Raw genomic sequence first — 23,883 nt, 5'->3', positions numbered from 1 at the left:
TCATATCTGGTATCAAATCGTCGGACTTTCCGCAATCGGGAAAAACCTGAGCGAATTCATTGCGTAATTGCGATGTTTCCTGCCTTTTCGAAGCCTCAGACGCCCAGTGATTTCAGCTTCCGGTGCAGGGCCGACCGCTCCATGCCGACAAATTCCGCCGTACGAGAAATGTTGCCGCCGAACCGGTTGATCTGAGCAATCAGATAGTCGCGCTCGAACATTTCGCGAGCCTCGCGCAGCGGCAGCGTCATGATCTGGTAGTCATTGCGGCCTGAAACCTTCGGCAGCATCTCGCCAAGGTCTGTCGGCAGCATGTCGGCGTTGATAGGTACCTCGGCCCCGTCATTCTGGGTCAGGATCAGAAGGCGCTCGATATTGTTGCGCAACTGCCGGATGTTGCCCGGCCAGTCATGGGCCTGCAGCACCGCCATCGCATCTTCGCCGATCTTGCGCGGACGGATGCCCGCCTGCTCGGCGATGTGGCGCACCAGCATGTCGACCAGGAATGGAATGTCCTCGCGCCGCTCGGCAAGCGCCGGCACCCGCACAGGCACGACCGCCAGGCGATGGAACAGGTCCTCGCGGAACCGTCCCTCGGCAATCAGGCTTTCGAGATTGTAGGCGCTCGAAGAAATGATGCGAACATCGACCTTCACCCGCTTGGAGCCGCCGACGCGTTCGAACTGCTGGTCGACAAGCACGCGCAGGATCTTGTTCTGGGTCTCGCGCGGCATTTCGCCGACTTCGTCGAGATAGAGAATGCCGCGATGCGCCTCTTCCAGGGCACCGATCTTGCGGGTCTGGCCGGGACCGCCCTCGGTGCCGAACAGTGCCACTTCCATCCGGTCAGGCGTGATGGCGGCAGCATTGAGCGTCACGAACGGGCCAGCGGCGCGCGCCGATCGCTTGTGGATCATCCGGGCGACCAGCTCCTTGCCGCTACCCGAGGGGCCAACGATCATAATGCGGCTGTTGGTCGGGGCGACTTTTTCGATCGTCTGGCGCAGCTGCGATACGGCAACCGAGCTGCCGATCAGCTCATTGGCATCGCCGGTGCGGCGCTTCAATTCGGTCACTTCGCGCTTCAGCTTGGAGTTTTCCAGCGCCCGCTCGGCAATCAGGATCAGCCTGTCAGCCTTGAACGGCTTTTCGATGAAGTCGAAGGCACCACGCTTGATCGCCGATACCGCCGTCTCAACATTGCCGTGGCCCGAAATCATCACGACAGGCATCTCGGGATGGCGGGCCCTGATCTCGTCAAGCAGCGCCAGGCCGTCCAGCCGGCTGCCATGCATCCAGATATCGAGAAAAATCAGCCGGGGCACGCGGTCGGAAATTGCCGCCAATGCGCTATCGGCATCATGGGCAGTACGGGTCTCGTGCCCTTCATCGCTCAGGATGCCGGAGACGATCTCACGAATGTCTTCCTCGTCATCGACCACCAGAATATCAGAGGCCATAAGCTGCTTCCTTACCATGCTCTGCGGCTGCGGGGACGGTGCCGACATGACGCGGCAGGACGACGCGGATCATCGCGCCGCGCCCGCCGTCGAATTCTGCCGGCGCATCATGCAATTCAAGCTGACCGCCATGCTCTTCAATGATCTTTTTGACGATGGCGAGCCCGAGGCCCGTGCCCTTTTCACGCATCGTCATGTAAGGCTCGAGAATGCGGTGGCGATTGTCGACCGGCAGTCCCTTGCCATTGTCGATGATATCGACCACGAAACTGTCGCGCTGCTCTTCGGTGAGGGCCCTGATCCAGACGCGGCCCGGCAGCTTTTCGGCATCATCGGGCACGGCTTCGATCGCCTCGACCGCATTTTTGATAAGATTGCCAAAGGCCTGCGCCAGCATGCGGGCGTCAAAGGAGCCCTCGAGCGGGGTATCGCCGACATCACGAATAAACTCGCATTCGCTATGGCCGATTTCGCGCAGGAAGATCGCGTCTTTCAGGATGTCGCGCAGGTCCGCAGGCTGTTTGGTGGGCTTCGGCATACGCGCGAAGGACGAGAACTCATCGACCATCCGGCCGATGTCCTCGACCTGGCGCACGATCGTATCGGTACACTGGTCGAAGACCGCCCGATCTTCCGGCACAATCTGCTTGCCATAACGGCGCTTCAACCGCTCTGCTGATAGCTGAATCGGGGTCAGCGGGTTCTTGATCTCATGGGCGATGCGGCGCGCCACGTCCGCCCAGGCAGTTGAGCGCTGGGCAATAACAAGGTCGGTGATGTCGTCGAGCGTAATAACGTAGGATTCGGTTGCGTTGCGGGTTTCCTCGCGGGTGACCTGCACCGACAGCGTCCGCTCCTTGCCGCTGCGCACAAGGTTGATCTGCTTGCGGAAATCACCTCTATGGCGCAACGCGGCTTCGGCAAACACCGTATTGATTTCCGGCGCAACGGATTCCAGCGTCTCGCCCAGCAATCCCTCGGCGCTGCGGGCCAGGAACAGCTCCGCCGACGGATTGACGATCGTGATGTGACCGTCGTCCTCGACGCCGATGACCGCCGCGGTCACACCGGAGAGCACGGCCTCAATGAAGCGACGCCGGTCATCGACCTCATCTTTCGCTTCAAGAATTTCGTCGCGCTGGGTGCGGATTTGCGAAATCATCTTGTTGAAGGTGCGCGACAGACTGCCGACATCGCCATCGGCGACGCGGACCGGCACAACCACGTTCATATTGCCCGACGCCACGTTGTCCGCCGCGCCGATCAGAAGGCGGATCGGCCGCACGATCCGGTCGGCCACGGCAATCGCCGTCCAGATGGCAGCAAGCAGCACGATCAGCGCAAAACCAAGATAAAGCACGGCGAAGGCGATCTGCAGCGTCGTACGACCAGCCTCCATCGACTTATATTCCGCGGTATTGTCCTCCATCTCCCGCATGGCCCGCATGACCTTCGGATCGACAGCACGCACCGTGTACAGAAAAGCGCCGCTGAGGGAATCCATCTTGACGATGCCGCCCACCAGATTGGTGACGCCAGGCGGGATCAGCGTAGGCTGACCGGCAGCAGCCTTGTCCAGCGCGTCCTGGGGAATGGCCGGTAATGGCTTGTCGGTCGGGATATCGGCCTGAAGGATCGGCGTGCCATCCTTGCGCACCAGAAACGCGCCCAGCAGGCCGCGCCCCTTCGCCTGACGGCTCATCAATTCGATGAAGCCCGTGCGATCGAGAAAGAACAGCGCCCGGTTGCGCTCGAGATCCGTCGCCATGGAAATCGTCTGGCCCTGCAAATAGCTGGCATTCTCCAGCATATAGGCCTGAGCGACATTCAGCGATGAATTGATGATGCCTTGGGTGCGGATCGAGAACCAGCGATCGAGACCGACATTGAGCGTGATACTGGCGAAAATCGCTACCAGGATGGCCGGGGTGATCGCCACGATCGAAAACAGCACGACGATGCGCACATGCAACCTGGCCGCCGCCCTGCCCCGTCGCCGCGCTTTGACCAATCGGCTGACTTCGCGGCCGATCAGGAACAGCAGCCCGACGACGAAGAGCGCGTTGATGACGGCAGAACCGATCAGGACATTCGAGGTCGGCGCAATCGGGGTGAGACCGAGCAGGACCGGCAGCGTAAACATCGCGCAAGCAAGCGCGCCGCCGGCCAGGATGAGCCCAGGCAAGGCAAAGGAAGACTGCCGCTCCTGCTGGAGCGTCAACGCTGCCTCTTCTTCGGTCTGCACGGCAGGCCTGCCAGTCCTCATTTCGTCCCGTCTCCGCATAGGGAATATTGCTACACCAGCCTCAGTCCGGCGGTGGCGTCGGGGCAACAACGCCGCAAACGCCTAGCCGTCTGATGTCTTGAGCTTTGGTGTCAGTCTCCCCACCGTTGCCATTGAGCAACGCATTGTGGCGAAATTGCAACGCGCATTGCCTAAATGTCAAGCGCCGCGGGAACTACGATAGACGGAAACGCCAAGCTCGCGGATTTTCTTGCGCAGCGTATTGCGGTTGAGGCCGAGCAGATCGGCGGCCTTGATCTGATTACCACGGGTTGCGGTGAGAGCCGCAAGGATCAACGGATACTCCATTTCCGTCAAAACCCGGTCGTAAAGGCCCGGAGGCGGCAAATTATCGCCGAAAGAGGCGAAATAGGTGCGCATATTCTCTTCCACCGCCTGGGCAATGGTCATGTGACCACCGCCCGACCCTGCCTTGGCGATCGGGCTGTCGGTGATGTCGGAGCGCAGTTCCTGCTCGATGATTTCGCGGGTAATAACATCCTGTGGATAAAGCGCCATCAGCCGGCGCACCAGGTTCTCCAGCTCGCGAACATTACCCGGCCAGGCATAGGACTTCATCACATCGAGCGCATCCTGCTCGAATCGCTTGGCGTCCAGACCTTCCTTTTCACCCTGCTGGATGAAGTGGCGCACGAGATCGGCGATGTCCTCGGCCCGGTCGCGCAGCGGCGGCAGGCGCAGCGGCACCACGTTCAGACGGTAATAGAGGTCTTCGCGGAAGAGGCCCTGATTGATCGATTGTTTCAGGTCCTTGTTGGTGGCGGCAACGATGCGCACATCGGTGCGGATCGGGGTGCGTCCGCCGACCGTGGTATATTCGCCCTGCTGCAGCACGCGCAAAAGCCGGGTCTGGGCATCCATCGGCATATCGCCGATTTCGTCGAGGAATAGCGTGCCGCCCTCGGCCTGCTCGAAGCGGCCGGTTGAGCGGTTCTGGGCGCCGGTAAAGGCACCCTTCTCATGGCCGAACAGTTCCGATTCGATCAGGTCGCGCGGTATGGCCGCCATGTTGATCGCAACGAAAGGACCGTTGCGGCGCTTGCCGTAGTCATGCAGCGCCTTGGCCACCAGTTCCTTGCCCGTACCGGATTCGCCTGTAATCATCAGCGTCAGGTCGGTCTGCATCAGCCGGGCGAGGACACGGTAGATTTCCTGCATGGCGGCGGAGCGGCCGACCAGCGGCATTCCGTCCTGCATGTCGTCGCCCAAACGCGCCGGCTTCTTTTTCGGCTCGGCCAGCGCGCGGCCGATGATGGCGATCAGTTCCGTCAGGTCGAAGGGCTTGGGCAGGTAGTCATAAGCGCCCTTTTCCGAAGCACGAATGGCGGTCATGAAGGTGTTTTGGGCGCTCATGACCAGCACCGGCAGATCCGGCCGTGCCTTCTTGATGCGCGGCAAGAGATCGAAGGCATTTTCATCGGGCATGACGACATCCGTCACGACAAGGTCGCCCTCGCCAGCTGAAATCCAGCGCCAAAGGGTGGCGGCGTTGGATGTGATGCGCACGTCGTAACCGGCGCGGCTCAGCGCCTGGTTCAGCACTGTGCGGATCGCGGCATCGTCATCGGCAACAAGGATAGTGGCTGTCATCTTATTCTTCCCACGGATTTCGCAACGGGCGCGTCTTCATCTACCGTTTCCTTGGAGACCGGCATCAACACACGGAATATCGTCCGGTTGCCCTGGCTATCGCACTCGACGATGCCGCCATGGCCGCCGATAATCTTGGCGACCAGCGCCAGCCCCAACCCAGAGCCGTTCGTCTTCGTCGTGATGAACGGATCGAACAGATGCGGCAGAAGATCCGACGGCACACCCGGACCATTGTCGGCTACGCAAAATTCCAGCGGCAACGAGATCTTTTCGCGCGAGCCAGCCACCGACAGGCGGATGCCAGGCCGATAGGCAGTCGTCAGCTGGATCTCGCCATCAGACTTGTCGCCCACCGCCTCAGCGGCATTCTTGATCAGGTTCAGAAAGACCTGCACAAGCTGATCGCGGTTGGCAAAGACCGGCGGCAGCGACGGATCATAGCTCTCTGTGATCTTCAGATGCCGCGCAAAGCCCGCCTGGGCAATCGCCTTCACATGGTCGAGAACAGAGTGGATGTTGATCGAGGTGCGATCCACCGGCCGCTCGTCGGAAAAGATTTCCATCCGATCGACAAGCGAGACAATGCGGTCGGTCTCGTCGCAGATCAGCCGGGTCAGGTTGCGATCCTCGGGCGGCACGGAGCTTTCCAGCAATTGTGCCGCACCGCGAATGCCCGACAGCGGGTTCTTGATCTCGTGGGCAAGCATGGAGGCAAGCCCCGTAACCGAACGCGCGGCGGCGCGGTGGGTAAGCTGGCGATCGATTTTGTCGGCCATCGAGCGTTCCTGGAACACGATGACCACGGCGCCGGTTTCGACTGTTACAGGGGCGACGTAGAGGTCCACCAGCTTGTCCTGGCCGAGCCGGGGCGAACTGAGGTCCACACGATATTCATTGACCGGCGCACGCCGCTCCCGCACCTGGTCGATCAGCTCCAGCAATGGGCTGCCGAAGGGAATGAAGGTCGAGATCTTGTGGCGGGCAAGATGGCTGGCGCTGGCGCCGAAGAACGCTTCCGCCTCCCAATTGGCAAAGACGATATGCCCCTCCGCGTTGACCATCACGACCGGATTTTGGATGGCATTGAGCACGGCCATGGCGAGCATATTGCCGTCGCCGGGCTGGACTGGATCGCTCATGCGGCCTCCTCAAGCGGCGTCGTGGCTGTGCGGGCCAACGCCTCATAGAAGCGTTCAGCCACCTGGTCTGGGTCTTTCGATGTCATCAGCGCTGTCTTTTCTTCCGGATCGAGTTGCACGGCATGCCGATCCAGGTACCAGCCGAGATGCTTGCGCGCATGGCGCACACCAACATGGGCTCCATAGTGATCGAGCATGGCGCGGTAATGGGCAACGGCAATCGCCGGGATCTCTCCGCGGGCCGGTGGCGCATGACCGGCCAGCGCGCCGGCATGCCACGGGCGACCCTGGCAGCCGCGCCCGACCATGACGGCATCGGCCCCGGAGCGGCGCAGAATCTCCTGCGCATCGGCAAGCGTCTCAACATCGCCATTGGCAATCAGAGGAATTGAGATTGCCGCGCGCACGGCTGCGATCGCATCCCAATCGGCGCGGCCTTCGTAAAACTGCATCCGGGTGCGGCCATGCACGGTGATTGCCTGCACTCCGAGCGCCTCGGCCCTGCGCGACAGTTCCGGCGCGTTGATCGACTGCGCATCCCAACCGAGCCGCATCTTGACGGTCACGGGAACCGATACGGCTTTCACCGTCGCCTCGATCAGGGCAAGCGCCGTCTCCGGCTCACGCATCAAGGCGGAACCGGCATAGCCGCCGATAACCTTCTTGGCCGGACAGCCCATATTGATGTCGATGATATCTGCGCCATTGGCCTCGGCGATTTTTGCCGCCTCGGCCATCCAGTGTGGATCGCGGCCGGCAAGCTGCACCATGTGCGGCGTCAACCCGGCGCCTTTCAGACGCGACCAGCTTTCGGCTGCATTGAAGACGAGCTCGCGGCTTGCCACCATTTCCGTCACAACTAGACCGGCGCCATGGCGGAAGGCCAATTGCCGAAACGGCAGATCCGTGACGCCGGACATGGGCGCCAGCACCACGCGATTGCGAATGGCAACCGAGGCGATTTGAAACCCTGTCTGGAGATCCGGTTGCGGCAAATGTCTATCTTTCGGGCAAGATACTAATGTGCCCGATTTTTAGACATAAAAAAACGCATTGCCAAGCTCTTTCCGGGAGATACAGACAATTTTTCGGGCAAATGCTGGAAAACTTTCGACCGCGCCGATAGACAGGGGAAAACGGTCAGGGCAGCGAGATACTATGGTGCATACTAAAGCGCAGGCGGCAAGGTCAACTGCTGTCATTTTGGTCGCTGCCGGACGCGGCGAACGGGCTGGAGCCTCGAGCGAAGGACCTAAGCAATATCGTCGGATCGGCGGCAGGCCCGTGCTCGTCCACAGCCTGCTCGGCTTTACCAATATCCTGCCGCAAGCTGCTGTCGTCGTGGTTATCCATCCAGACGACGAAACGCTGCTGGCCGAGGCGCTTGCCGCCTATCCCGAGCTTGCCGCATCATTGATCGTCACCCATGGCGGCAAGACGCGGCAGCAATCGGTGCTGGCGGGGTTGAAGGCACTGGAGGGCCACGCGCCCGAACATGTGCTGATCCATGACGCCGTGCGACCATTCTTCGACCGGGCGATGATCGACCGAATCGTGTTAAAGCTGGCGAGCGGTGCAGACGCGGTGCTGCCGGCGGTAGCCGTGACGGACACGCTGAAGCGCGGCAATGATCGCGGCGAGGTCAGCGATACGGTTTCGCGCGCCGGACTTTACGCGGCTCAGACGCCGCAGAGCTTTTCCTACGCCAAAATCCATGCAGCCCATCAGGCCGCAGCCGATGCAGGCCGTGACGATTTTACCGACGACGCGGCGATCGCCGAATGGGCGGGACTGACCGTGCATCTGGTCGATGGCTCACCTGACAATGTCAAACTCACCGTGAAACGAGATCTCGAAATGGCCGATGCCCGCCTCTCCAACAACGATCTTCCTGACGTGCGCACCGGCAATGGCTATGACGTGCACCAGCTTGTGCCGGGCGACGGGGTGACGCTGTGCGGCATCTTCATCACCCATGACCAGACGCTCAGCGGCCATTCCGATGCCGATGTGGCCCTGCATGCGCTGACCGATGCGCTGCTCGCCACCTGCGGCGCCGGCGATATCGGCGATCATTTCCCGCCCTCGGACCCGCAATGGCGGGGTGCTGCCTCGCGGATCTTTCTCGAACACGCCGCCAAGATCGTGCGCGATGCCGGCGGTACGATCATGAATGCCGATGTCTCGCTGATTGCCGAAGCTCCGAAGATCGGACCGCATCGGCAGGCCATGCGCGAAAAGCTTTCTGAAATCCTCGGCATTTCGCTCGACCGCTGCTCGGTCAAGGCAACCACCAATGAACAGATTGGGTTTGTTGGCCGTCGCGAGGGCATTGCGGCGATAGCGACGGCAACCGTTGTCTACCGGGCACCTCAGCAATGAGCCCGTTTCCGAGCGATCTCCTTAAGGCAGCCCAGACGCTGATCGCGGATTTCGCGACGCGCGGCCTGACGGTCGCTACCGCCGAATCCTGCACCGGCGGCCTGATCGCTGGTCTGCTGACGGAAGTCGCCGGCTCCTCCGCCGTAGTAGATCGCGGCTTTGTCACCTATTCCAATCAGGCGAAATCAGACATGCTCGGCGTACCGGTACTGACATTGCAGACCTATGGCGCCGTCTCGCGCGAAACTGCACTCGCCATGGCCCACGGTGCGCTCTATCGCTCCGGGGCTTCCCTTTCGGTTGCGGTCACGGGCATTGCAGGACCGGGCGGTGGTTCAGCGGAAAAGCCGGTGGGCTTGGTGCATATCGCGGCCATGGCGCGAACAGGGAATATTGCGCATCGGGAGATGCGCTACGGCGACCTAGGTCGCGACAATATCCGTCTGGAAACGGTCCGGACAGCGCTTGGACTGTTGGGAGAGGTTGCGGAGGCTAACATTGGCGAAAATCCTCGCTTGTTCTGACATTCACAACAACCTCAGAGCGGTCCGTCAGCTTCGCTCACTCGAAGGAAACGACTTCGACGCACTGATCGTGGCGGGCGATATCGGAAGCGAGAATACGAACGAGGTTTTTGATTTACTTCAGACTTTCGATTGCCCGGTTTTATATGTCTTCGGCAACTGGGATCGTCGCCTCGGACATCGTCAAAAATTCGGGGAACGGTGTCATCATATTCATTTGTCGCCCGTCGCTGTCGAAGGTCTGAATGTGGTCGGCGAGTCGGTAGACGGGATCGACCCGGAATGGGAATCTTTGCGCCTAGCTAACGACACAGGCGATCCAATTGCTATCGCAGCGGCCCGGCGAAAGCACATTGAACAACAGCGAACAGAACTTTCGACAGCCGTCAATGCGCAACGCCCGGAACGAACGATAGTCGTCAGTCACTATAGGCTGACAAAAACCAAAGCTTTTCTGCCTGACATACCCCTTTTCCTCTTCGGCCACATACACAGGTTTGAGGATACGACCTATCGCGGACAGCGGTTTGTTAACGTCAGCGCTCTCGACAAAAAGGTGATAGTGGCAAAGAAAGGGCTGCGCGCGAAGCAAGTCGGCTACCGATATATTAATGACGGAAGCTACGTCATAATAACCCATACCGAACGCACTGGTTTCGCCATCGACCCTCGTCGCTTTAATCCTGACTTTTCTGGCTGGGACCGAATAGAGGGTATATTTTCCTCCTCGGCGACCGAGGTGGAGTAGCCGACGCCGGATAGCCGTTCAGCATCCAAACTACAATAGGAAGGATTACAATCCAACTATTCCTGTTCGCGCTGCCATTTCAGATCGTCTCGTTGCTCTTGAACAACAGTTGGCTTCTGCTTGGTGCTTTGGGAAACACTTTCCAGCACGACCTGTTGATCGTGACCATGTCAATCCTCACCACACTCTACGGCCACTATGTCGAAAAGCGGCCCTTGGTGGGCGAGGATCAGGCCGTGCCGTAAATCTTGTTGGCGCGGGTCTCGAAGGCCTCTGAAAACATCCGGAAGGCGCGATCGAACATCGAGCCCATCAAGGCGCCGAGGATCATGCTCTTGAACTCGTAATCGATATAGAAATTGACGGCGCAGGTGCCGTCGCCGAGGTCTTCGAAACGCCAGCGATTGTCGAGATATTTGAACGGGCCTTCCAGATATTTCACATCGATGGCCCGCTCCTCCGGCTTCAGCAGAACCTGCGACACGAACGTCTCGCGGATCGCCTTGTAGCCGACGGTCATGTTGGCGATGAGCAAGGTCTTGCCGTCGCGCTCCTTGCGTGACTGCACGGCAAGCTCCTCGCAGAGCGGCACAAATTCAGGATAACGCTCAACATCGGCGACGAGCTCATACATGCGATCGGCGGAGTGCTGGACGACACGGCGGGTTTCAAACTTCGGCATGAACCGGACTTAATCGCGCCGAGAGACAAGATCAAGAAGTGAGCCGGCCAGCGGCTCGATTTTACCGCAAATTTCCGGGACGGAAGGCCGGAGTTGGGTGCTTTTGTCTCTATAGATTTCGCAAAACAAACGAAATTCCCGGTTGGTGGCGACAGATCTGGCGACCTGATACCATTTTACACAGACGGCGACTTATTCTTCTTTTCAAATTCAATAATTTAAGCAAGGACTTGTATCATGGCCGCCCCCTCGCCCAGCAACTCCAATAGCCTCTCCACATCCCAGACAACACCGCTGCGAAGGATCATGCTAGCCAGTGTGATCGGCACGACAATTGAATGGTATGACCTGTTCATTTTCGCCACCGCCTCGGCGCTGGTCTTCAATAAGGTGTTTTTTCCAAGCGTCGATCCGTTGATCGGCACGCTGCTGGCCTTCAGCACGTTTGCTTCGGCCTATGTGTCGCGAATGGTGGGGGCTGCCCTGTTTGGTCATTTCGGCGATCGGCTGGGCCGCAAGTCGACGCTGATGCTATCGCTCGGGCTCATGGGGCTCGCCACCTTCGCCATCGGCCTTCTGCCTGGCTATGACACACTCGGCGTCTGGGCGCCAATCCTGCTGGTGGTGCTGCGGTTGCTGCAGGGGCTGGCCTTGGGCGGCGAATGGGGCGGAGCGGTGCTGCTGGCGGTGGAGCATGCACCTGCCGACAAGCGCGGCCTCTATGGATCCTGGGTGCAGATCGGCGTTCCCGCCGGCACCTTCCTTGCCAACTCCGCTTTTCTGCTGCTGTCGACCTTGCTGTCGGAACAGAGTTTTTTGGCGTGGGGTTGGCGACTGGCCTTTCTCGTCAGCATCGTGCTTGTCGCGCTCGGGCTCTATATGCGACTGACAATGACCGAGACCCCGACATTTGCCCGCCACCGTCAGCAGGTGAAAGACAAGAAAATACCGCTTGCCAACCTTTTGAGCCGCCATTGGGCGACGGTGCTGCTCGGTGGCTTTGCCACACTGTCGATCGGTTCGTCCTTCAATCTCATCGCCGTCTTTGGGCTGTCCTATGGCACGCAGACGCTACATCTTCCCAAGCAGGAGGTACTGGCGATGATCTTGATTGCCTGCGCCGTGTGCGTGGTGCTGCTGCCGCTGTTCGGCACGCTATCCGACCAGATCGGGCGCCTGCCGGTCATCCTTGCCGGCATAATCGCGGAAATCCTGTTCGCCTTCCCGATGTTCTGGCTTATGGACCATGGTGGCCTGCTTGGCGTGCTGTTTGGCTTCCTGCTGATGATGACTGCATTCGCCGCCAATTTCGGGCCAATCGCCACCTTTCTTGCCGAATTGTTCGAAACCGGGATGCGCTATACCGGCCTGTCGATCTGCTACATGCTGGCCGGCGTCCTGGGCAGCGCCCTCACCCCCGTCATCACTGCGTGGCTGGTCGCGAAATCAGGCAGCGCCGCTTCCGTTGCCTGGTATATCATGGGCGCGTCTACCATTTCGGCGGTAACCCTGCTTATTCTCTCGAGACGTCCACAGCCGAGGAATGCCTTCGCCGCATAACTGATGGCTAATCAGCTACGCCGACGAGGTCGAGAAGCTTACCGACCTCGCGGCGGGATTTTAGCACCAGCACCGGCACCTGTGGACCGTACCGCTCGAAATTGCGGATGAAAATTGGCACGGAGTCTTTCTCGAAGTTCCAGATGTACTCGAGGAAGGCCCTATCCGGCAGTGGTTCCGGGCAGCCCTCGGCCATCGCCACCCGGACTTTGCCGTAATTGCGCCAGACACGGCAGGCCACGCCCCAAAGGCAAACACGCCTTGGCATCCTTAACCAGATGACCAGATCGGTTCGCGGCAGGCGCAAATCGAAACTGCCCGGCCCGCTCCCATCCATCACCCAGCGATCGCGGGCAATAAGGCCTTCAATGATGGCCCGCTGTTCGTCTCTATCACGTGCCGTCCACCCGGATAGCCAGCGGACGTCACGGTCAATGGATTGATACTCGAGCTTCAGATGCCGGGCCAGTTTTTGTGACAAGGTGGTCTTGCCGCCGCCGGAACAGCCGACAACCATTACCCTGTTGCTCCGCTTGAGAAGATCGACGGCAGCCGGAATTTCTGCATACTGAACCATGTTGTCACCCTCGCAAGCCCACCTTTGCCAGCAGTTGGGCCGTCTGCCGCCTCGATTTCAACACCAGCACCGGCAAATCTGGTCGCGCTGCTGCAAACTGCGCCTGAAATTGCGGCACTTCCTTGGCCTCGAAATTCCAGACATATTTGAGAAACGGCCCGTCGATCTTTTCCGGGCAACCCTCGGTCATTTCGGGCCGCACCTGACCGCGATATTTCAGCCAGCGCGACAGCACGCCGTAAACCGATACGACGCGCGGCGGACGCATCCAGATCACCATATCGGCGCGCGCAAGCCGTACCGGCAGTGATCCCGGACTGTTGCCGTCTATCACCCAGCGCTCGCCCGCGACGAAGCCCTGCACGCGCTCAAGCGCCTCCGGCCGTGCGCGCAGCTGCCAGCCGGGCAGCCAGAATACATCCCGGTCCATGGAAATATAGGTCATGTCGAGCCGCTTGCAGAGGATTTGCGAGAGCGTGCTCTTGCCGCTGCCGGAACAGCCAACCACGCATATGCGCCGAGCGTTGTTTAAAATCTGCGCCGCGTCCGCGATGCTATCGACATAAAAGCCCATGCCGTCAATCCTCGCAGTCCTCCCCGCTATCGCAGGAGGAATAGATATCCAGATCGAGCGATATCCCACGCTCAACCATCAGAGTCATGACAGCAGGAGAAATTTCCAGTCCCGAATTATACTCGTCGAGAAAAAGACCGCAGAACAGCTCTACCTTGAACCTTGAGGCAAGAGCGAGAAACACGTCGGGCGCTGCCGGTATGCCGGAAAGGAAGCGTGCGATAGCCTCCTCGAAATTGCCGCTGTCGACCTCCTTGGCCCCGACATTCCAAAGGCCAGTTCTGCCGACGACCGATGTTCCCTTTGGTGTCTTCCAGACCCCGCCCTTGCGATAGGCCAAATGCGGTTCAACGCCGAGGAGCGTCGTGATCTCACGCGGATCAAGATGGTCCCCAGAAATCCGGAGCGTTATCTCGAACCGGCTCACGGCGGACAAAGGAGCACCCCTTTGCCGCTGAGGCCCATTACTCCGCGGCCGCCAGCAGCTTCTTCTCGCGGTTGGCCTTCAGGCGTGCGAAATCGTCGCCTGCATGGTGCGAGGAGCGTGTGAGCGGGCTGGAGGACACCATCAGGAAGCCCTTGGTATAGGCAATATCCTCGTAGGACTTGAATTCTTCAGGCGTCACGAAGCGCTCGACCTTGTGGTGCTTGCGGGTCGGCTGCAGATATTGGCCGATGGTGAGGAAGTCCACGTCGGCGGTGCGCAGGTCGTCCATCAGCTGCAGCACTTCGTTGCGCTCCTCGCCGAGTCCAACCATGATGCCAGACTTGGTGAACATGGTCGGATCGAGTTCCTTGACCCGCTGCAGCAGCCGCACCGAGTGGAAATAGCGAGCGCCCGGACGCACCGTCAGATAATTGCCGGGCACGGTTTCCATGTTGTGGTTGAAGACGTCGGGCTTGGCAGCAACGACGCGCTCCAAGGCACCGGGCTTCTTCAAGAAGTCAGGCGTAAGGATTTCGATGGTCGTCAACGGCGAGGCTTCGCGAATGGCCCAGATGACCTTCTCGAAATGCTCGGCGCCACCATCGGCCAAATCGTCCCGGTCGACTGAGGTGATGACAACGTGGCTGAGGCCCATCTGCTTGACGGCCTTGGCGACATTGACCGGTTCTTCCAGATCAAGCGCATTCGGCTTGCCGGTCGCGACATTGCAGAATGCGCAAGCGCGGGTACAGATCTCGCCCATGATCATGAAGGTGGCGTGCTTCTTGTCCCAGCACTCGCCGATATTCGGGCAGCCGGCTTCTTCGCAGACGGTGACCAGCTTGTGGGAGCGGACGAGCTCGCGGGTTTCCTGATAGCCCTTGGAGGTCGGAGCCTTGACCCTGATCCATTCCGGCTTGCGCAGCACTTCCGTATCCGGCTTGTGGGCCTTCTCCGGATGGCGAATGCGCTTATCGCCGGCTTCGGTTCTATCGAGGATGGTAACCATCGTATGTCCTTTGCCGCCGATGGGCGGGCAACTAGATATTTATTTCCGCACCAGCTTGGCGACAAACAGAAGAATGCAGGCGCCGATAAAGCTGGTGATCAGATAGCCAACCCAATCGCTGGCGACGAAGATGTCGAAGCGGCGGAAGATGGCATTGGCAATCACCGAGCCGATAATGCCGATGACGATATTCATGAAAATGCCGAAGCGCATATCCATGAGCTTGCCCGCCAGCCATCCGGCGAGACCACCCACGATAATGGCCGTGAACCAGCCGACATTTTCCATTTCGACACCCTCGCCTCAAGCATGAAATCCGGCCCTATATAATAGACCGGGTTCCCATGAGCAATGTCAGGCGTTCAGGACTTTACCATAGGCATCCAGAACCGCTTCCTTCATCATTTCAGACAGCGTCGGATGCGGGAAGATCGTGTGCATCAGCTCTTCTTCCGTCGTCTCCAGGTTCATGGCGACCACGAAGCCCTGGATCAGCTCGGTCACCTCCGCACCGACCATATGCGCGCCGATCAGCTCGCCCGACTTCTTGTCGAAGATAACCTTGACCATGCCCTGGTCTTCCCCGAGCGCGATGGCCTTGCCATTGGCGCCGAAGGAATAGCGACCGACGCGGATGTCACGGCCATCGGCCTTCGCCTTGGCTTCGGTCACGCCAACGGAGGCGACCTGCGGATTGCAATAGGTGCAGCCCGGGATCTTTGCCTTGTCCATCGGGTGAACGCCGGGAACGCCAGCGATCTTTTCGATGCAGATCACGCCTTCATGCTCGGCCTTGTGAGCCAGCATCGGCGGGCCAGCGACGTCGCCGATGGCGTAGAGGCCGGGAACATTGGTCTTGCCATAGCCGTCGATGACGATGCAGCCGCGGTCAGTCTTGACGCCGAGCGCTTCCAGGCCGAGATTCTCGATATTGCCTAGCACGCCAACGGCTGAGATCAGCCGGTCAGCGGTCAGCTGCTGCACCTTGCCATCCTTGGTTTCGACATGGGCGGTGATGGAATTCGCGCCCTTCTCGACCTTGGAGACCTTGGCATCGGTGATGATCTTCAGCCCGCGCTTTTCAAGCAGCTTGCGCGCCATGGCGGAGATTTCCGCATCTTCGACAGGCATGATCTGCGACATGACTTCGACAACGGTCACATCGACGCCCATGGAGCGGTAGAAGGAGGCGAATTCGATGCCGATTGCGCCAGAGCCCATCACGACGATGGATTTCGGCATGAAATCTGGCTTCATCGCTTCGAAATAGGTCCAGATCAGCTTGCCATCGGGCTCGATGCCGGGCAGAGCGCGCGGGCGCGCGCCGGTCGCGACGATAATGTGCTTGGCGGTATAGGTGCCCTCGCCCAGCACGCCCTTCGGAACCGGGTTCTGCGGCTGCACCGCGGGCTTGGAAGTTGGGCCAACCTTGATCTCGTTTGGCTTGGTCAGCTTCGCCTCGCCCCAGATCACGTCGATCTTGTTCTTCTTCATCAGGAAGCCGACACCGCCGTTGAGGCGGGCCGAGACGCCACGGGAGCGGGCGACGACTTCCTTGACGTCGGCGGTCATCTTGCCCTCGAGCGTCAGCCCGAAGCTCTTGGCGTGATTGGCGTGATCGAGAATTTCAGCCGAGCGCAGCAGCGCCTTGGTGGGGATACAGCCCCAGTTCAGGCAGATACCGCCCAGGTGCTCCCGTTCGACAATCGCCGTCTTCAGACCGAGTTGGGCAGACCGGATCGCCGTGACATAGCCGCCAGGGCCGGATCCGATGATGATGACGTCATAAACATTCGACATGGGCGCTTCCACTCCTCGGTTTCATTGGGGCAGGTCTTTCGACACTGCCCTGGACGGGACTGGAAGCGCGTCCGGCTTAAGCCGCCGGTGTCTCGGCCTCCGGTTCGTGACGAACCAGCATCCCGTAGATTTCATCCTTGAGCCGCATCCGCGTCTTCCTCAGATCTTCCATATGGAAGTCGTCGAGCGGCTCGATATCGGTTTCGGCGCGATGAATCTTCCGGTTGACGTCATGATAGGCATCGAACAGACGAACGAAGTGACCGTCCGTTTCCTTCAGATGCCGCATCAGAGCCACGAATTGCGGAAATTCCTCTGCCAGTTCATGTGGTGTGTTGGCCATGATCCCTTCCCCTTTCCAGGTTGACGAGACCAGTTTAAACCCACCGCATCAGTGCTCCTTGATCCCAATCAAATGGGAATTCCAATCACACCGCCATACGCAACGCCCGCCTCAAAGGCCAAGCATCATGCGCACGACAGGTTCCAGACCGCGCCCGATGGCGCGGGTATTGTCAGCATCGAGATGGATACCGTCGAGCGGCGTCGTTTCAGCCACCGAACCGGCATCGAAAAAGCCGCAGCCCAGTTCATCGGCCGCATCGCGGTACATGCTGGCCAGCATGGCACCCTCTTCGATAGAGTGATTGAACATCCCCCCGAACATGACATCGGCTGTTTCTTGAATCGGTGGCGGCGAGACGATCAACACCTCTGGCGTTTCGAAATCGAAGCCCCAGTCGTGATGCTGCACCAGTTTCACCAGTCGCTTGATGCCACTCGTCGCACCGATGGCGGTACCTTGAATGCCCCGCTTCAAGTCATTGGTGCCAAGCATGATGATGACGAGATCGATGGGCTTATGGGTCGCCAGAAGACTCGGCAAAAGCTTGACGCCATTGCGATCGCAATCGCCGAGATAATCGTCATAGGCCGTGGTGCGCCCGTTCAACCCTTCGGCAATCACCCTGGTACCATGGCCAAGCGCCTTTTGCAGCACGCTGGTCCAGCGATCTTCATGAGCGTGACGGCCAAGATTGATGGGGTCGTATCCCCAGGTCAGGCTGTCGCCGTAGGCTAGAACGGTTTTCATGCGCGGCCCACCTCCAGAAAACGAGGGGAGAGACGGGCTAAACCGCCTCTCCCATTCTCATTACACCAGCATGCCCATCGGGTTTTCGATGTAGCGCTTGAAGGCGCCGATCAGTTCGGCCCCGAGAGCGCCATCGACGGAGCGATGGTCGGTGGACAGCGTCACGGTCATGACATTGGCAACCTTCATTTCGCCCTTCTTCACCACGACGCGCTCTTCGCCCGCGCCCACGGCGAGGATGGTAGAGTGCGGCGGGTTGACCACGGCGGCGAAGTTCTTGACGCCCATCATGCCCATGTTCGACACAGCCGTGGTGCCGCCCTGATATTCCTCAGGCTTCAGCTTGCGCTCCTTGGCACGCTTGCCGAAGTCCTTCATCTCGTTGGAGATGGCAGACAGCGACTTGGTCTCGGCCTTGCGGATGATCGGGGTGATCAGGCCGCCCGGGATCGACACAGCCACGCCGACATCAACATGCTTGTGCTTGACCATGTTGGTATCCGTCCAGGAGACGTTGGCATCCGGCACGTCGCGGAGCGCCAGCGCCATAGCCTTGATGACCATGTCATTGACGGACAGCTTGTAGACCGGCTTGCCATCCTTTTCAGGGGCGGCGGCATTGAGCTGGGCGCGCAGCGCCAGCAGCGCATCCAGTTCGCAATCCACGCTGACGTAGAAATGCGGAATGGTCTGCTTGCTTTCCTGCAAGCGCTTGGCGATGGTCTTGCGCATGCCGTCATGCGGCACGAGCTCGTAAGAGCCAGGCTCGAACAGCTTGAGCACGGCTTCTTCCGACGGACCCTTGGCGAGGACAGGAGCCGGAGCAGCAGCACCGGCGGCAGGTGCAGCGGCAGACTTGCCAGTGCCACCGGAGACTGCCTTTTCCACGTCGCTCTTGACCACACGGCCCTTCGGACCGCTGCCGGAAATCGCCTTGAGATCAAGACCGGCTTCCTTGGCGAGGCGGCGGGCGAGCGGCGACGAGAACACCCGGTCGCCCGAGGCTGCGGCCGGAGCGGCAGCCTGCGGTGCGGGTGCAGCAGCGGCAGGCGCTTCTGCCTTGGGGGCAGCAGCTTCGGCCTTCGGTGCTTCCTTGGGTGCCTCGGCCTTGGCCGGTGCAGATCCACCGCCGGCGGCAGCAGCGGATACATCCTCGCCTTCAGCCGCCAGAATGGCGATCAGCGAGTTGACCTTAACGCCCTGCGTGCCGGCAGGCACGACGAGCTTGGCCACCGTGCCTTCGTCGACGGCTTCCACTTCCATGGTCGCCTTGTCGGTTTCGATCTCGGCGATCACATCGCCAGACTTGACCGTATCGCCTTCCTTGACCAGCCACTTGGCCAGATTGCCCTCTTCCATCGTCGGAGACAGCGCAGGCATGGTAATATTGATCGGCATGAGCCTCGCCTCCCCTTATTTGTAGCAGACGGCTTTGACGGCCTGGACCACTTCGCCAACGTTCGGCAAAGCAAGCTTTTCGAGATTGGCCGCGTAAGGCATCGGCACATCCTTGCCGGCGACCGTAATGACCGGGGCGTCGAGATAGTCGAAGGCTTCGCGCTGAATGCGGTTGGCGACGAAATCGCCGACTGATGACTGCGGATAGCCTTCTTCGACCACGACCAGACGGCTGGTCTTCTTGACCGACTCGATCACCGTCGGCAGGTCCATCGGACGGATGGTGCGCAGGTCGATCAGTTCGACATCGATGCCGAGCTTGGTCAGTTCCTCGACGGCCTTGGTCGCATAGGTCATGCCAATGCTCCAGGACACCAAGGTAACGTCCTTACCGGTCTTGTGGATACGCGCCTTGCCGATCGGCAGAACGAAATCGTCAAGCTTCGGCACTTCGAAGCTGTGACCGTAGAGAATTTCATTTTCGAGGAAGACAACCGGATTGGGATCGCGGATCGCAGCCTTGAGCAGGCCCTTGGCATCGGCCGCCGTGTAGGGCGAGATGACCTTGAGGCCCGGGATCTGGCTGTACCAGGCGGCATAGTCCTGGCTGTGCTGAGCGGCAACGCGGGCAGCAGCACCATTCGGGCCGCGGAACACCATCGGCGCACCCATCTGACCACCGGACATGTACAGCGTCTTTGCAGCCGAGTTGATGATCTGGTCGATCGCCTGCATGGCGAAGTTGAAGGTCATAAACTCGACGATCGGACGCAGGCCAGCCATGGCGGCACCAACGGCAACGCCGGCAAAGCCGTGTTCGGTGATCGGCGTATCGACAACGCGGTTCGGGCCGAATTCCTGCAACAGGCCCTGCGTGATCTTATAGGCGCCCTGGTATTCGGCGACTTCCTCACCCATTATGAAGACATCGGGATTGGCGCGCATTTCTTCGGCCATGGCTTCGCGCAGCGCTTCACGCACCGTCATCGTCACCATTTCCGTGCCGGCCGGAATGGCCGGATCGCTAGCAGCGCTGGAAATCGGCTGAGCCGGAACCGGCGCGGAGGCCGAACCCGTTTCCGTCGGCTTTTCTTCCTGCGGCACGGCAGGCGCTGCCGGAGCAGCGGCGCTTTCAGCTTTGGGCGCCGACATGTCGGACGCGCTTTCGCCATCCTGCAGCAGCACGGCGATAACAGTGTTGACCTTGACATTGGCGGTGCCGGCTTCGATCAGCAACTTGCCGATCACGCCTTCATCCACGGCTTCCACTTCCATGGTCGCCTTGTCGGTTTCGATTTCGGCGATCACATCGCCGGACTTGACGCTATCACCTTCGGCTTTCAGCCATTTGGACAGCGTGCCCTCCTCCATGGTCGGAGACAGGGCGGGCATGAGAATATCGACTGGCATGGGCTAACCCTCCCTTTCGCCTTAGAGCAGAATATCGGTGTAGAGCTCGGATGCATCCGGCTCCGGATCGGCCTGGGCGAAATCGGCGCTGTCAGCAACGATATCACGCACGTCCTTGTCGATCAGCTTGAGATCGTCTTCGCTGGCCCAACCCTTTTCCAAGAGGCGCAGGCGAACCTGCTCGATCGGGTCATGCTCGGACCGCATCTTCTGCACTTCGTCCTTGGACCGGTACTTGGCCGGGTCGGACATGGAGTGGCCGCGGTAACGGTATGTTTCCATTTCCAGAATGACCGGGCCCTTGCCGGCGCGGCAATGCTCGACAGCCTGCTCGGCGGCAGCCTTGACGGCGCGCACATCCATACCATCCACCTTGAAGCCGGGGATGTTGAAGGAAACGCCGCGCTGGGAGAAATCGGTCTGCGCGGAAGCGCGGGCAACCGAGGTGCCCATGGCGTAGCGGTTGTTCTCGATCACGTAGATGACCGGGAGATTCCACAGGCGAGCCATGTTGAAGCTCTCATAGACCTGGCCCTGGTTGGCCGCGCCGTCGCCGAAATAGGCGAGAGAGACATTGTCATTGCCGCGATACTTGTTGGCGAAGGCCAGACCCGTGCCGAGCGAGACCTGGGCACCGACGATGCCGTGGCCGCCGTAGAAATTCTTCTCTTTCGAGAACATGTGCATGGAGCCGCCCTTGCCCTTGGACAGGCCGCCACGGCGGCCTGTGAGCTCGGCCATCACGCCGCGCGCACTCATGCCACAGGCGAGCATATGACCGTGGTCGCGGTAACCGGTGATGACCTGGTCACCCTGCTTCAGCGCCATCTGCATGCCGACAACGACAGCTTCCTGGCCGATATAGAGGTGACAGAAGCCGCCGATGAAGCCCATACCGTAAAGCTGGCCGGCCTTCTCTTCGAAGCGGCGGATCAGCAGCATTTCGCGGTAGGCCTTGAGTTCTCTGTCGCGGTCGAATTCCTCGATCGCACCAACCGTAAATTCGCCCTTGGCAGGCTTTGCTACCGTTTTGCGGCCCGAAGCAGTCGCGTTTTTGCGCGGCGCCATTCATCCCTCCCTGAGTTGTGTAAGGGTTTTTGATTGGCACACACCATAGGCAAGAATGAGACAGCCCGCAATGCATTAAATGCATGCCTTGTATTCCGTATAAACACCGGTTTTTTATTGGTTTTTTCTGATTAACTTATTTTCAGTTAATCGGACCATCCCTAAAGATGAGCGGCAACTCATGATATGCTGCGCCGCACCATAACACGACACCTTTGCCGCTGGGGCTTGTCGCCTTGATGCCGCGCATAATCGCTGCAGTGCGGCACGTTTACGGTCTTGAAAAAAGCTGATGCAATGAGAATTTGGAAAAAGACGACGCGCCAAACAATTAGCGATTGAAAATCACGATTTCGTCGGCGCGCGACATGTTCAGCTGGTAGCGGGCTTTCTCGTCGATCATATCGCGTTCCAGCGAACCGTCGCTCAGGAGCTTGACCTGGGTCTCCAGCTTCTTGCGATCGTGAACCAGCGCCGCCAGTTCCTTGCTGCGCTCAGCGCGCAGCACATCAAAACGCTCGCCAGCTTTCAAACCGTAGTCGCCGTGAATGCTGTGATACCCGAAATAGCCAATGAATGCAGCGGTCACGACCGGAAGGATCAGGCGCCCGAATTTGCGGTTCTTATGGTGACGTGTCCACATTCTCTTATCTGCCCTGCGACGCACAACATTGCTTGCCTGACATTAGAGGGATTTGCTTAACCGAGTGTTGACCCTGTTTGGTAATTTCCCAGCGTCATGGCCAAACAAAAAAGGCCCGCGCCATCTGCATGGCACGGGCCCTCTCAATAATTTCGGTCTATCAACCCTTGAGGATCGATGTGCCGGCGTAGGTTGCCTGCGGGCCGAGCAGTTCTTCGATGCGGATCAGCTGATTGTATTTCGCCAGCCGGTCAGAGCGCGACAGCGAGCCTGTCTTGATCTGACCGCAGTTGGTGGCAACCGAGAGATCGGCAATGATCGAGTCTTCGGTTTCACCCGAGCGGTGCGACATGACGGCGGTGTAGGCAGCCTTGTGGGCAGTCTCGACGGCGTCGAGCGTTTCCGACAGCGAACCGATCTGGTTGACCTTGACCAGGATCGAATTGGCGACACCCATGCGAATACCATCGCGCAGACGGGCGGAATTGGTGACGAACAGGTCGTCACCGACGAGCTGGGTCGTCGCGCCGATCTTTTCGGTCAGGGACTTCCAGCCATCCCAATCGTCTTCTGCCATACCGTCTTCAATAGAGATGATTGGGTATTTGGCAGCCAGTTCAGCGAGATATTCCGCCATGGCTTCCGGCTCCAGCGTACGGCCTTCGCCTTCCAGAACGTATTTGCCGTCCTTGAAAAACTCGGTCGAGGCGCAGTCGAGGGCGAGGTACATGTCTTCGCCAGGACGGTAGCCGGCTTTCTCGATCGACTTCATCACGAAGTCCAGCGCTTCAGGTGCGCTCTTCAGGCCCGGGGCAAAGCCGCCTTCGTCACCAACGTTGGTGTTGAAGCCCTGAGCCGAGAGCTCCTTCTTCAGCGTGTGGAACACTTCCGAGCCCATGCGCACGGCTTCGCGGATATTCTCCGCGCCGACAGGCATGATCATGAATTCCTGGAAGTCGATCGGATTGTCGGCATGGGCACCGCCGTTGATGATGTTCATCATCGGCACGGGCAGAACGCGGGCGTTCGGGCCGCCGACATAGCGATAAAGCGGCAGGCCGGACGCTTCGGCAGCAGCCTTGGCGACAGCAAGCGACACGCCGAGAATGGCGTTGGCGCCGAGACGTGACTTGTTCGGCGTTCCATCAAGCTCGCGCATGATGTTGTCGATCTGGATCTGGTTTTCGGCGTCGTGACCGCCGATGGCGTCGTAGATTTCGCCGTTGACGGCTTCAACAGCCTTTTCAACGCCCTTGCCGAGGTAACGCTTGCCGCCATCGCGCAATTCCACGGCTTCGTGCGCGCCGGTGGATGCGCCCGAGGGAACGGCCGCACGGCCCATGCTACCGTCTTCGAGATAGACATCGACCTCGACGGTCGGGTTACCGCGGCTGTCGAGAATTTCGCGGCCAATGATATCGGTGATGGCAGTCATGTTCGCTCCCTGCTGAATGAAAGGCCAAGGCCCGGTGTGGGCGGCACTGCCGCCTT

Annotated in this window: 24 protein-coding genes; 5 read left to right on the top strand and 19 right to left on the bottom strand. The window is 59.7% G+C overall.

Annotation, left to right across the window (positions count from 1 at the left end):
• Positions 1-95: 95 nt before the first annotated feature.
• The 5 genes from ntrX to dusB form a co-directional block, all read right to left on the bottom strand.
• Positions 96-1,460, bottom strand: a complete 1,365-nt coding sequence (gene ntrX, locus BJF91_RS20180) for a nitrogen assimilation response regulator NtrX (protein ID WP_075616327.1) — start codon at positions 1,458-1,460, stop codon at positions 96-98.
• Positions 1,450-3,726, bottom strand: a complete 2,277-nt coding sequence (locus tag BJF91_RS20175; RefSeq protein WP_075616326.1) for a sensor histidine kinase NtrY-like — start codon at positions 3,724-3,726, stop codon at positions 1,450-1,452. Before BJF91_RS20175 ends, ntrX begins: the two co-directional genes overlap by 11 nt.
• Before the next feature lie 177 nt (positions 3,727-3,903).
• Complete coding sequence (gene ntrC / locus BJF91_RS20170) at positions 3,904-5,355, bottom strand: nitrogen regulation protein NR(I) (protein WP_075616325.1); 1,452 nt, start codon at positions 5,353-5,355, stop codon at positions 3,904-3,906.
• Positions 5,352-6,497: a two-component system sensor histidine kinase NtrB gene (locus tag BJF91_RS20165; RefSeq protein WP_075616324.1), complete on the bottom strand. Its 1,146-nt coding sequence runs from the start codon at positions 6,495-6,497 to the stop codon at positions 5,352-5,354. Before BJF91_RS20165 ends, ntrC begins: the two co-directional genes overlap by 4 nt.
• Complete coding sequence (gene dusB / locus BJF91_RS20160; RefSeq protein WP_075616323.1) at positions 6,494-7,492, bottom strand: tRNA dihydrouridine synthase DusB; 999 nt, start codon at positions 7,490-7,492, stop codon at positions 6,494-6,496. Before dusB ends, BJF91_RS20165 begins: the two co-directional genes overlap by 4 nt.
• Positions 7,493-7,655: 163 nt before the next feature.
• Here dusB and BJF91_RS20155 point away from each other — a divergent pair, with 163 nt between their 5' ends.
• From BJF91_RS20155 to BJF91_RS25080, 4 genes are all read left to right on the top strand, one after another.
• Complete coding sequence (locus tag BJF91_RS20155; protein WP_075616322.1) at positions 7,656-8,879, top strand: bifunctional 2-C-methyl-D-erythritol 4-phosphate cytidylyltransferase/2-C-methyl-D-erythritol 2,4-cyclodiphosphate synthase; 1,224 nt, start codon at positions 7,656-7,658, stop codon at positions 8,877-8,879.
• Positions 8,876-9,403: a CinA family protein gene (locus BJF91_RS20150; protein ID WP_075616321.1), complete on the top strand. Its 528-nt coding sequence runs from the start codon at positions 8,876-8,878 to the stop codon at positions 9,401-9,403. The genes BJF91_RS20155 and BJF91_RS20150 overlap by 4 nt, the downstream gene beginning before the upstream one ends.
• Entirely contained in the window at positions 9,378-10,151 is a 774-nt protein-coding gene (locus BJF91_RS20145; protein WP_075616320.1) for a metallophosphoesterase family protein, read from the top strand. The genes BJF91_RS20150 and BJF91_RS20145 overlap by 26 nt, the downstream gene beginning before the upstream one ends.
• A gap of 98 nt (positions 10,152-10,249) precedes the next feature.
• Positions 10,250-10,396 (top strand): hypothetical protein, encoded by a 147-nt coding sequence (locus BJF91_RS25080; RefSeq protein WP_162843897.1) that lies wholly within the window; start codon positions 10,250-10,252, stop codon positions 10,394-10,396.
• On the opposite strand, the gene BJF91_RS20140 is transcribed toward BJF91_RS25080, so the two are convergent.
• Positions 10,381-10,833, bottom strand: a complete 453-nt coding sequence (locus BJF91_RS20140) for a type II toxin-antitoxin system RatA family toxin (RefSeq protein ID WP_075616319.1) — start codon at positions 10,831-10,833, stop codon at positions 10,381-10,383. The genes BJF91_RS25080 and BJF91_RS20140 overlap by 16 nt on opposite strands.
• 237 nt (positions 10,834-11,070) lie before the next feature.
• On the opposite strand from BJF91_RS20140, the gene BJF91_RS20135 reads away from it, so the two are divergent.
• A complete protein-coding gene (locus tag BJF91_RS20135) occupies positions 11,071-12,393 on the top strand; it encodes an MFS transporter (protein ID WP_075616318.1) in 1,323 nt (440 codons plus the stop codon).
• A 7-nt stretch (positions 12,394-12,400) separates the two neighbouring features.
• On the opposite strand, the gene BJF91_RS20130 is transcribed toward BJF91_RS20135, so the two are convergent.
• The 13 genes from BJF91_RS20130 to eno all read right to left on the bottom strand — a co-directional run bounded on the left by BJF91_RS20130 (position 12,401) and on the right by eno (position 23,827).
• A complete protein-coding gene (locus BJF91_RS20130) occupies positions 12,401-12,970 on the bottom strand; it encodes a P-loop NTPase family protein (RefSeq protein WP_075616317.1) in 570 nt (189 codons plus the stop codon).
• A gap of 4 nt (positions 12,971-12,974) precedes the next feature.
• The gene (locus BJF91_RS20125) at positions 12,975-13,544 is read right to left on the bottom strand and encodes a P-loop NTPase family protein (protein WP_075616316.1); all 570 of its coding nucleotides are present in this window, start codon (positions 13,542-13,544) and stop codon (positions 12,975-12,977) included.
• Positions 13,545-13,548: 4 nt separating this feature from the next.
• Complete coding sequence (locus BJF91_RS20120; RefSeq protein WP_234801685.1) at positions 13,549-13,971, bottom strand: DUF4279 domain-containing protein; 423 nt, start codon at positions 13,969-13,971, stop codon at positions 13,549-13,551.
• A gap of 37 nt (positions 13,972-14,008) precedes the next feature.
• Positions 14,009-14,980, bottom strand: a complete 972-nt coding sequence (gene lipA, locus BJF91_RS20115; protein ID WP_075616314.1) for a lipoyl synthase — start codon at positions 14,978-14,980, stop codon at positions 14,009-14,011.
• 39 nt (positions 14,981-15,019) lie between these two features.
• Entirely contained in the window at positions 15,020-15,268 is a 249-nt protein-coding gene (locus BJF91_RS20110; RefSeq protein WP_075616313.1) for a GlsB/YeaQ/YmgE family stress response membrane protein, read from the bottom strand.
• 66 nt (positions 15,269-15,334) lie between these two features.
• Entirely contained in the window at positions 15,335-16,780 is a 1,446-nt protein-coding gene (gene lpdA, locus BJF91_RS20105) for a dihydrolipoyl dehydrogenase (protein WP_075616312.1), read from the bottom strand.
• A gap of 76 nt (positions 16,781-16,856) precedes the next feature.
• Positions 16,857-17,123, bottom strand: a complete 267-nt coding sequence (locus tag BJF91_RS20100) for a YdcH family protein (protein WP_075616311.1) — start codon at positions 17,121-17,123, stop codon at positions 16,857-16,859.
• Between the two features lie 111 nt (positions 17,124-17,234).
• Positions 17,235-17,873 carry an SGNH/GDSL hydrolase family protein gene (locus tag BJF91_RS20095; RefSeq protein WP_075616310.1) on the bottom strand — a complete coding sequence of 213 codons (639 nt, stop codon included), beginning with the start codon at positions 17,871-17,873 and terminating at the stop codon, positions 17,235-17,237.
• Between the two features lie 60 nt (positions 17,874-17,933).
• On the bottom strand, positions 17,934-19,271 hold the full coding sequence (locus BJF91_RS20090) for a pyruvate dehydrogenase complex dihydrolipoamide acetyltransferase (protein WP_075616309.1): 1,338 nt from the start codon (positions 19,269-19,271) through the stop codon (positions 17,934-17,936).
• Between the two features lie 15 nt (positions 19,272-19,286).
• Positions 19,287-20,681 carry a pyruvate dehydrogenase complex E1 component subunit beta gene (locus tag BJF91_RS20085; RefSeq protein ID WP_075616308.1) on the bottom strand — a complete coding sequence of 465 codons (1,395 nt, stop codon included), beginning with the start codon at positions 20,679-20,681 and terminating at the stop codon, positions 19,287-19,289.
• 21 nt (positions 20,682-20,702) lie between these two features.
• On the bottom strand, positions 20,703-21,749 hold the full coding sequence (pdhA, locus tag BJF91_RS20080) for a pyruvate dehydrogenase (acetyl-transferring) E1 component subunit alpha (RefSeq protein WP_075616307.1): 1,047 nt from the start codon (positions 21,747-21,749) through the stop codon (positions 20,703-20,705).
• A gap of 331 nt (positions 21,750-22,080) precedes the next feature.
• Positions 22,081-22,392 (bottom strand): FtsB family cell division protein, encoded by a 312-nt coding sequence (locus tag BJF91_RS20075; RefSeq protein ID WP_075616306.1) that lies wholly within the window; start codon positions 22,390-22,392, stop codon positions 22,081-22,083.
• Between the two features lie 160 nt (positions 22,393-22,552).
• Positions 22,553-23,827 carry a phosphopyruvate hydratase gene (gene eno / locus BJF91_RS20070; RefSeq protein ID WP_075616305.1) on the bottom strand — a complete coding sequence of 425 codons (1,275 nt, stop codon included), beginning with the start codon at positions 23,825-23,827 and terminating at the stop codon, positions 22,553-22,555.
• Positions 23,828-23,883: the final 56 nt, after the last annotated feature.

It is taken from the genome of Gillisella taibaishanensis (genome assembly GCF_001938985.1).
Lineage (GTDB): Bacteria > Pseudomonadota > Alphaproteobacteria > Rhizobiales > Rhizobiaceae > Allorhizobium > Allorhizobium taibaishanense.
This window is presented reverse-complemented; position numbering and strand designations above follow the sequence as displayed.

Bases quoted from the DNA above. Each gene is read 5' to 3' on its own strand.
- BJF91_RS20100 (WP_075616311.1), bottom strand. From the start codon at position 17,123: ATGGCCAACACACCACATGAACTGGCAGAGGAATTTCCGCAATTCGTG.
- BJF91_RS20165 (WP_075616324.1), bottom strand. From the start codon at position 6,497: ATGAGCGATCCAGTCCAGCCCGGCGACGGCAATATGCTCGCCATGGCC.
- BJF91_RS20150 (WP_075616321.1), top strand. From the start codon at position 8,876: ATGAGCCCGTTTCCGAGCGATCTCCTTAAGGCAGCCCAGACGCTGATC.
- BJF91_RS20130 (WP_075616317.1), bottom strand. From the start codon at position 12,970: ATGGTTCAGTATGCAGAAATTCCGGCTGCCGTCGATCTTCTCAAGCGG.
- pdhA (WP_075616307.1), bottom strand. From the start codon at position 21,749: ATGGCGCCGCGCAAAAACGCGACTGCTTCGGGCCGCAAAACGGTAGCA.
- BJF91_RS20175 (WP_075616326.1), bottom strand. From the start codon at position 3,726: ATGAGGACTGGCAGGCCTGCCGTGCAGACCGAAGAAGAGGCAGCGTTG.
- BJF91_RS20090 (WP_075616309.1), bottom strand. From the start codon at position 19,271: ATGCCGATCAATATTACCATGCCTGCGCTGTCTCCGACGATGGAAGAG.
- BJF91_RS20110 (WP_075616313.1), bottom strand. From the start codon at position 15,268: ATGGAAAATGTCGGCTGGTTCACGGCCATTATCGTGGGTGGTCTCGCC.
- BJF91_RS20085 (WP_075616308.1), bottom strand. From the start codon at position 20,681: ATGCCAGTCGATATTCTCATGCCCGCCCTGTCTCCGACCATGGAGGAG.
- BJF91_RS20125 (WP_075616316.1), bottom strand. From the start codon at position 13,544: ATGGGCTTTTATGTCGATAGCATCGCGGACGCGGCGCAGATTTTAAAC.
- lipA (WP_075616314.1), bottom strand. From the start codon at position 14,980: ATGGTTACCATCCTCGATAGAACCGAAGCCGGCGATAAGCGCATTCGC.
- BJF91_RS20140 (WP_075616319.1), bottom strand. From the start codon at position 10,833: ATGCCGAAGTTTGAAACCCGCCGTGTCGTCCAGCACTCCGCCGATCGC.
- ntrX (WP_075616327.1), bottom strand. From the start codon at position 1,460: ATGGCCTCTGATATTCTGGTGGTCGATGACGAGGAAGACATTCGTGAG.
- ntrC (WP_075616325.1), bottom strand. From the start codon at position 5,355: ATGACAGCCACTATCCTTGTTGCCGATGACGATGCCGCGATCCGCACA.
- eno (WP_075616305.1), bottom strand. From the start codon at position 23,827: ATGACTGCCATCACCGATATCATTGGCCGCGAAATTCTCGACAGCCGC.
- BJF91_RS20095 (WP_075616310.1), bottom strand. From the start codon at position 17,873: ATGAAAACCGTTCTAGCCTACGGCGACAGCCTGACCTGGGGATACGAC.
- lpdA (WP_075616312.1), bottom strand. From the start codon at position 16,780: ATGTCGAATGTTTATGACGTCATCATCATCGGATCCGGCCCTGGCGGC.
- BJF91_RS20155 (WP_075616322.1), top strand. From the start codon at position 7,656: ATGGTGCATACTAAAGCGCAGGCGGCAAGGTCAACTGCTGTCATTTTG.
- BJF91_RS20135 (WP_075616318.1), top strand. From the start codon at position 11,071: ATGGCCGCCCCCTCGCCCAGCAACTCCAATAGCCTCTCCACATCCCAG.
- BJF91_RS20075 (WP_075616306.1), bottom strand. From the start codon at position 22,392: ATGTGGACACGTCACCATAAGAACCGCAAATTCGGGCGCCTGATCCTT.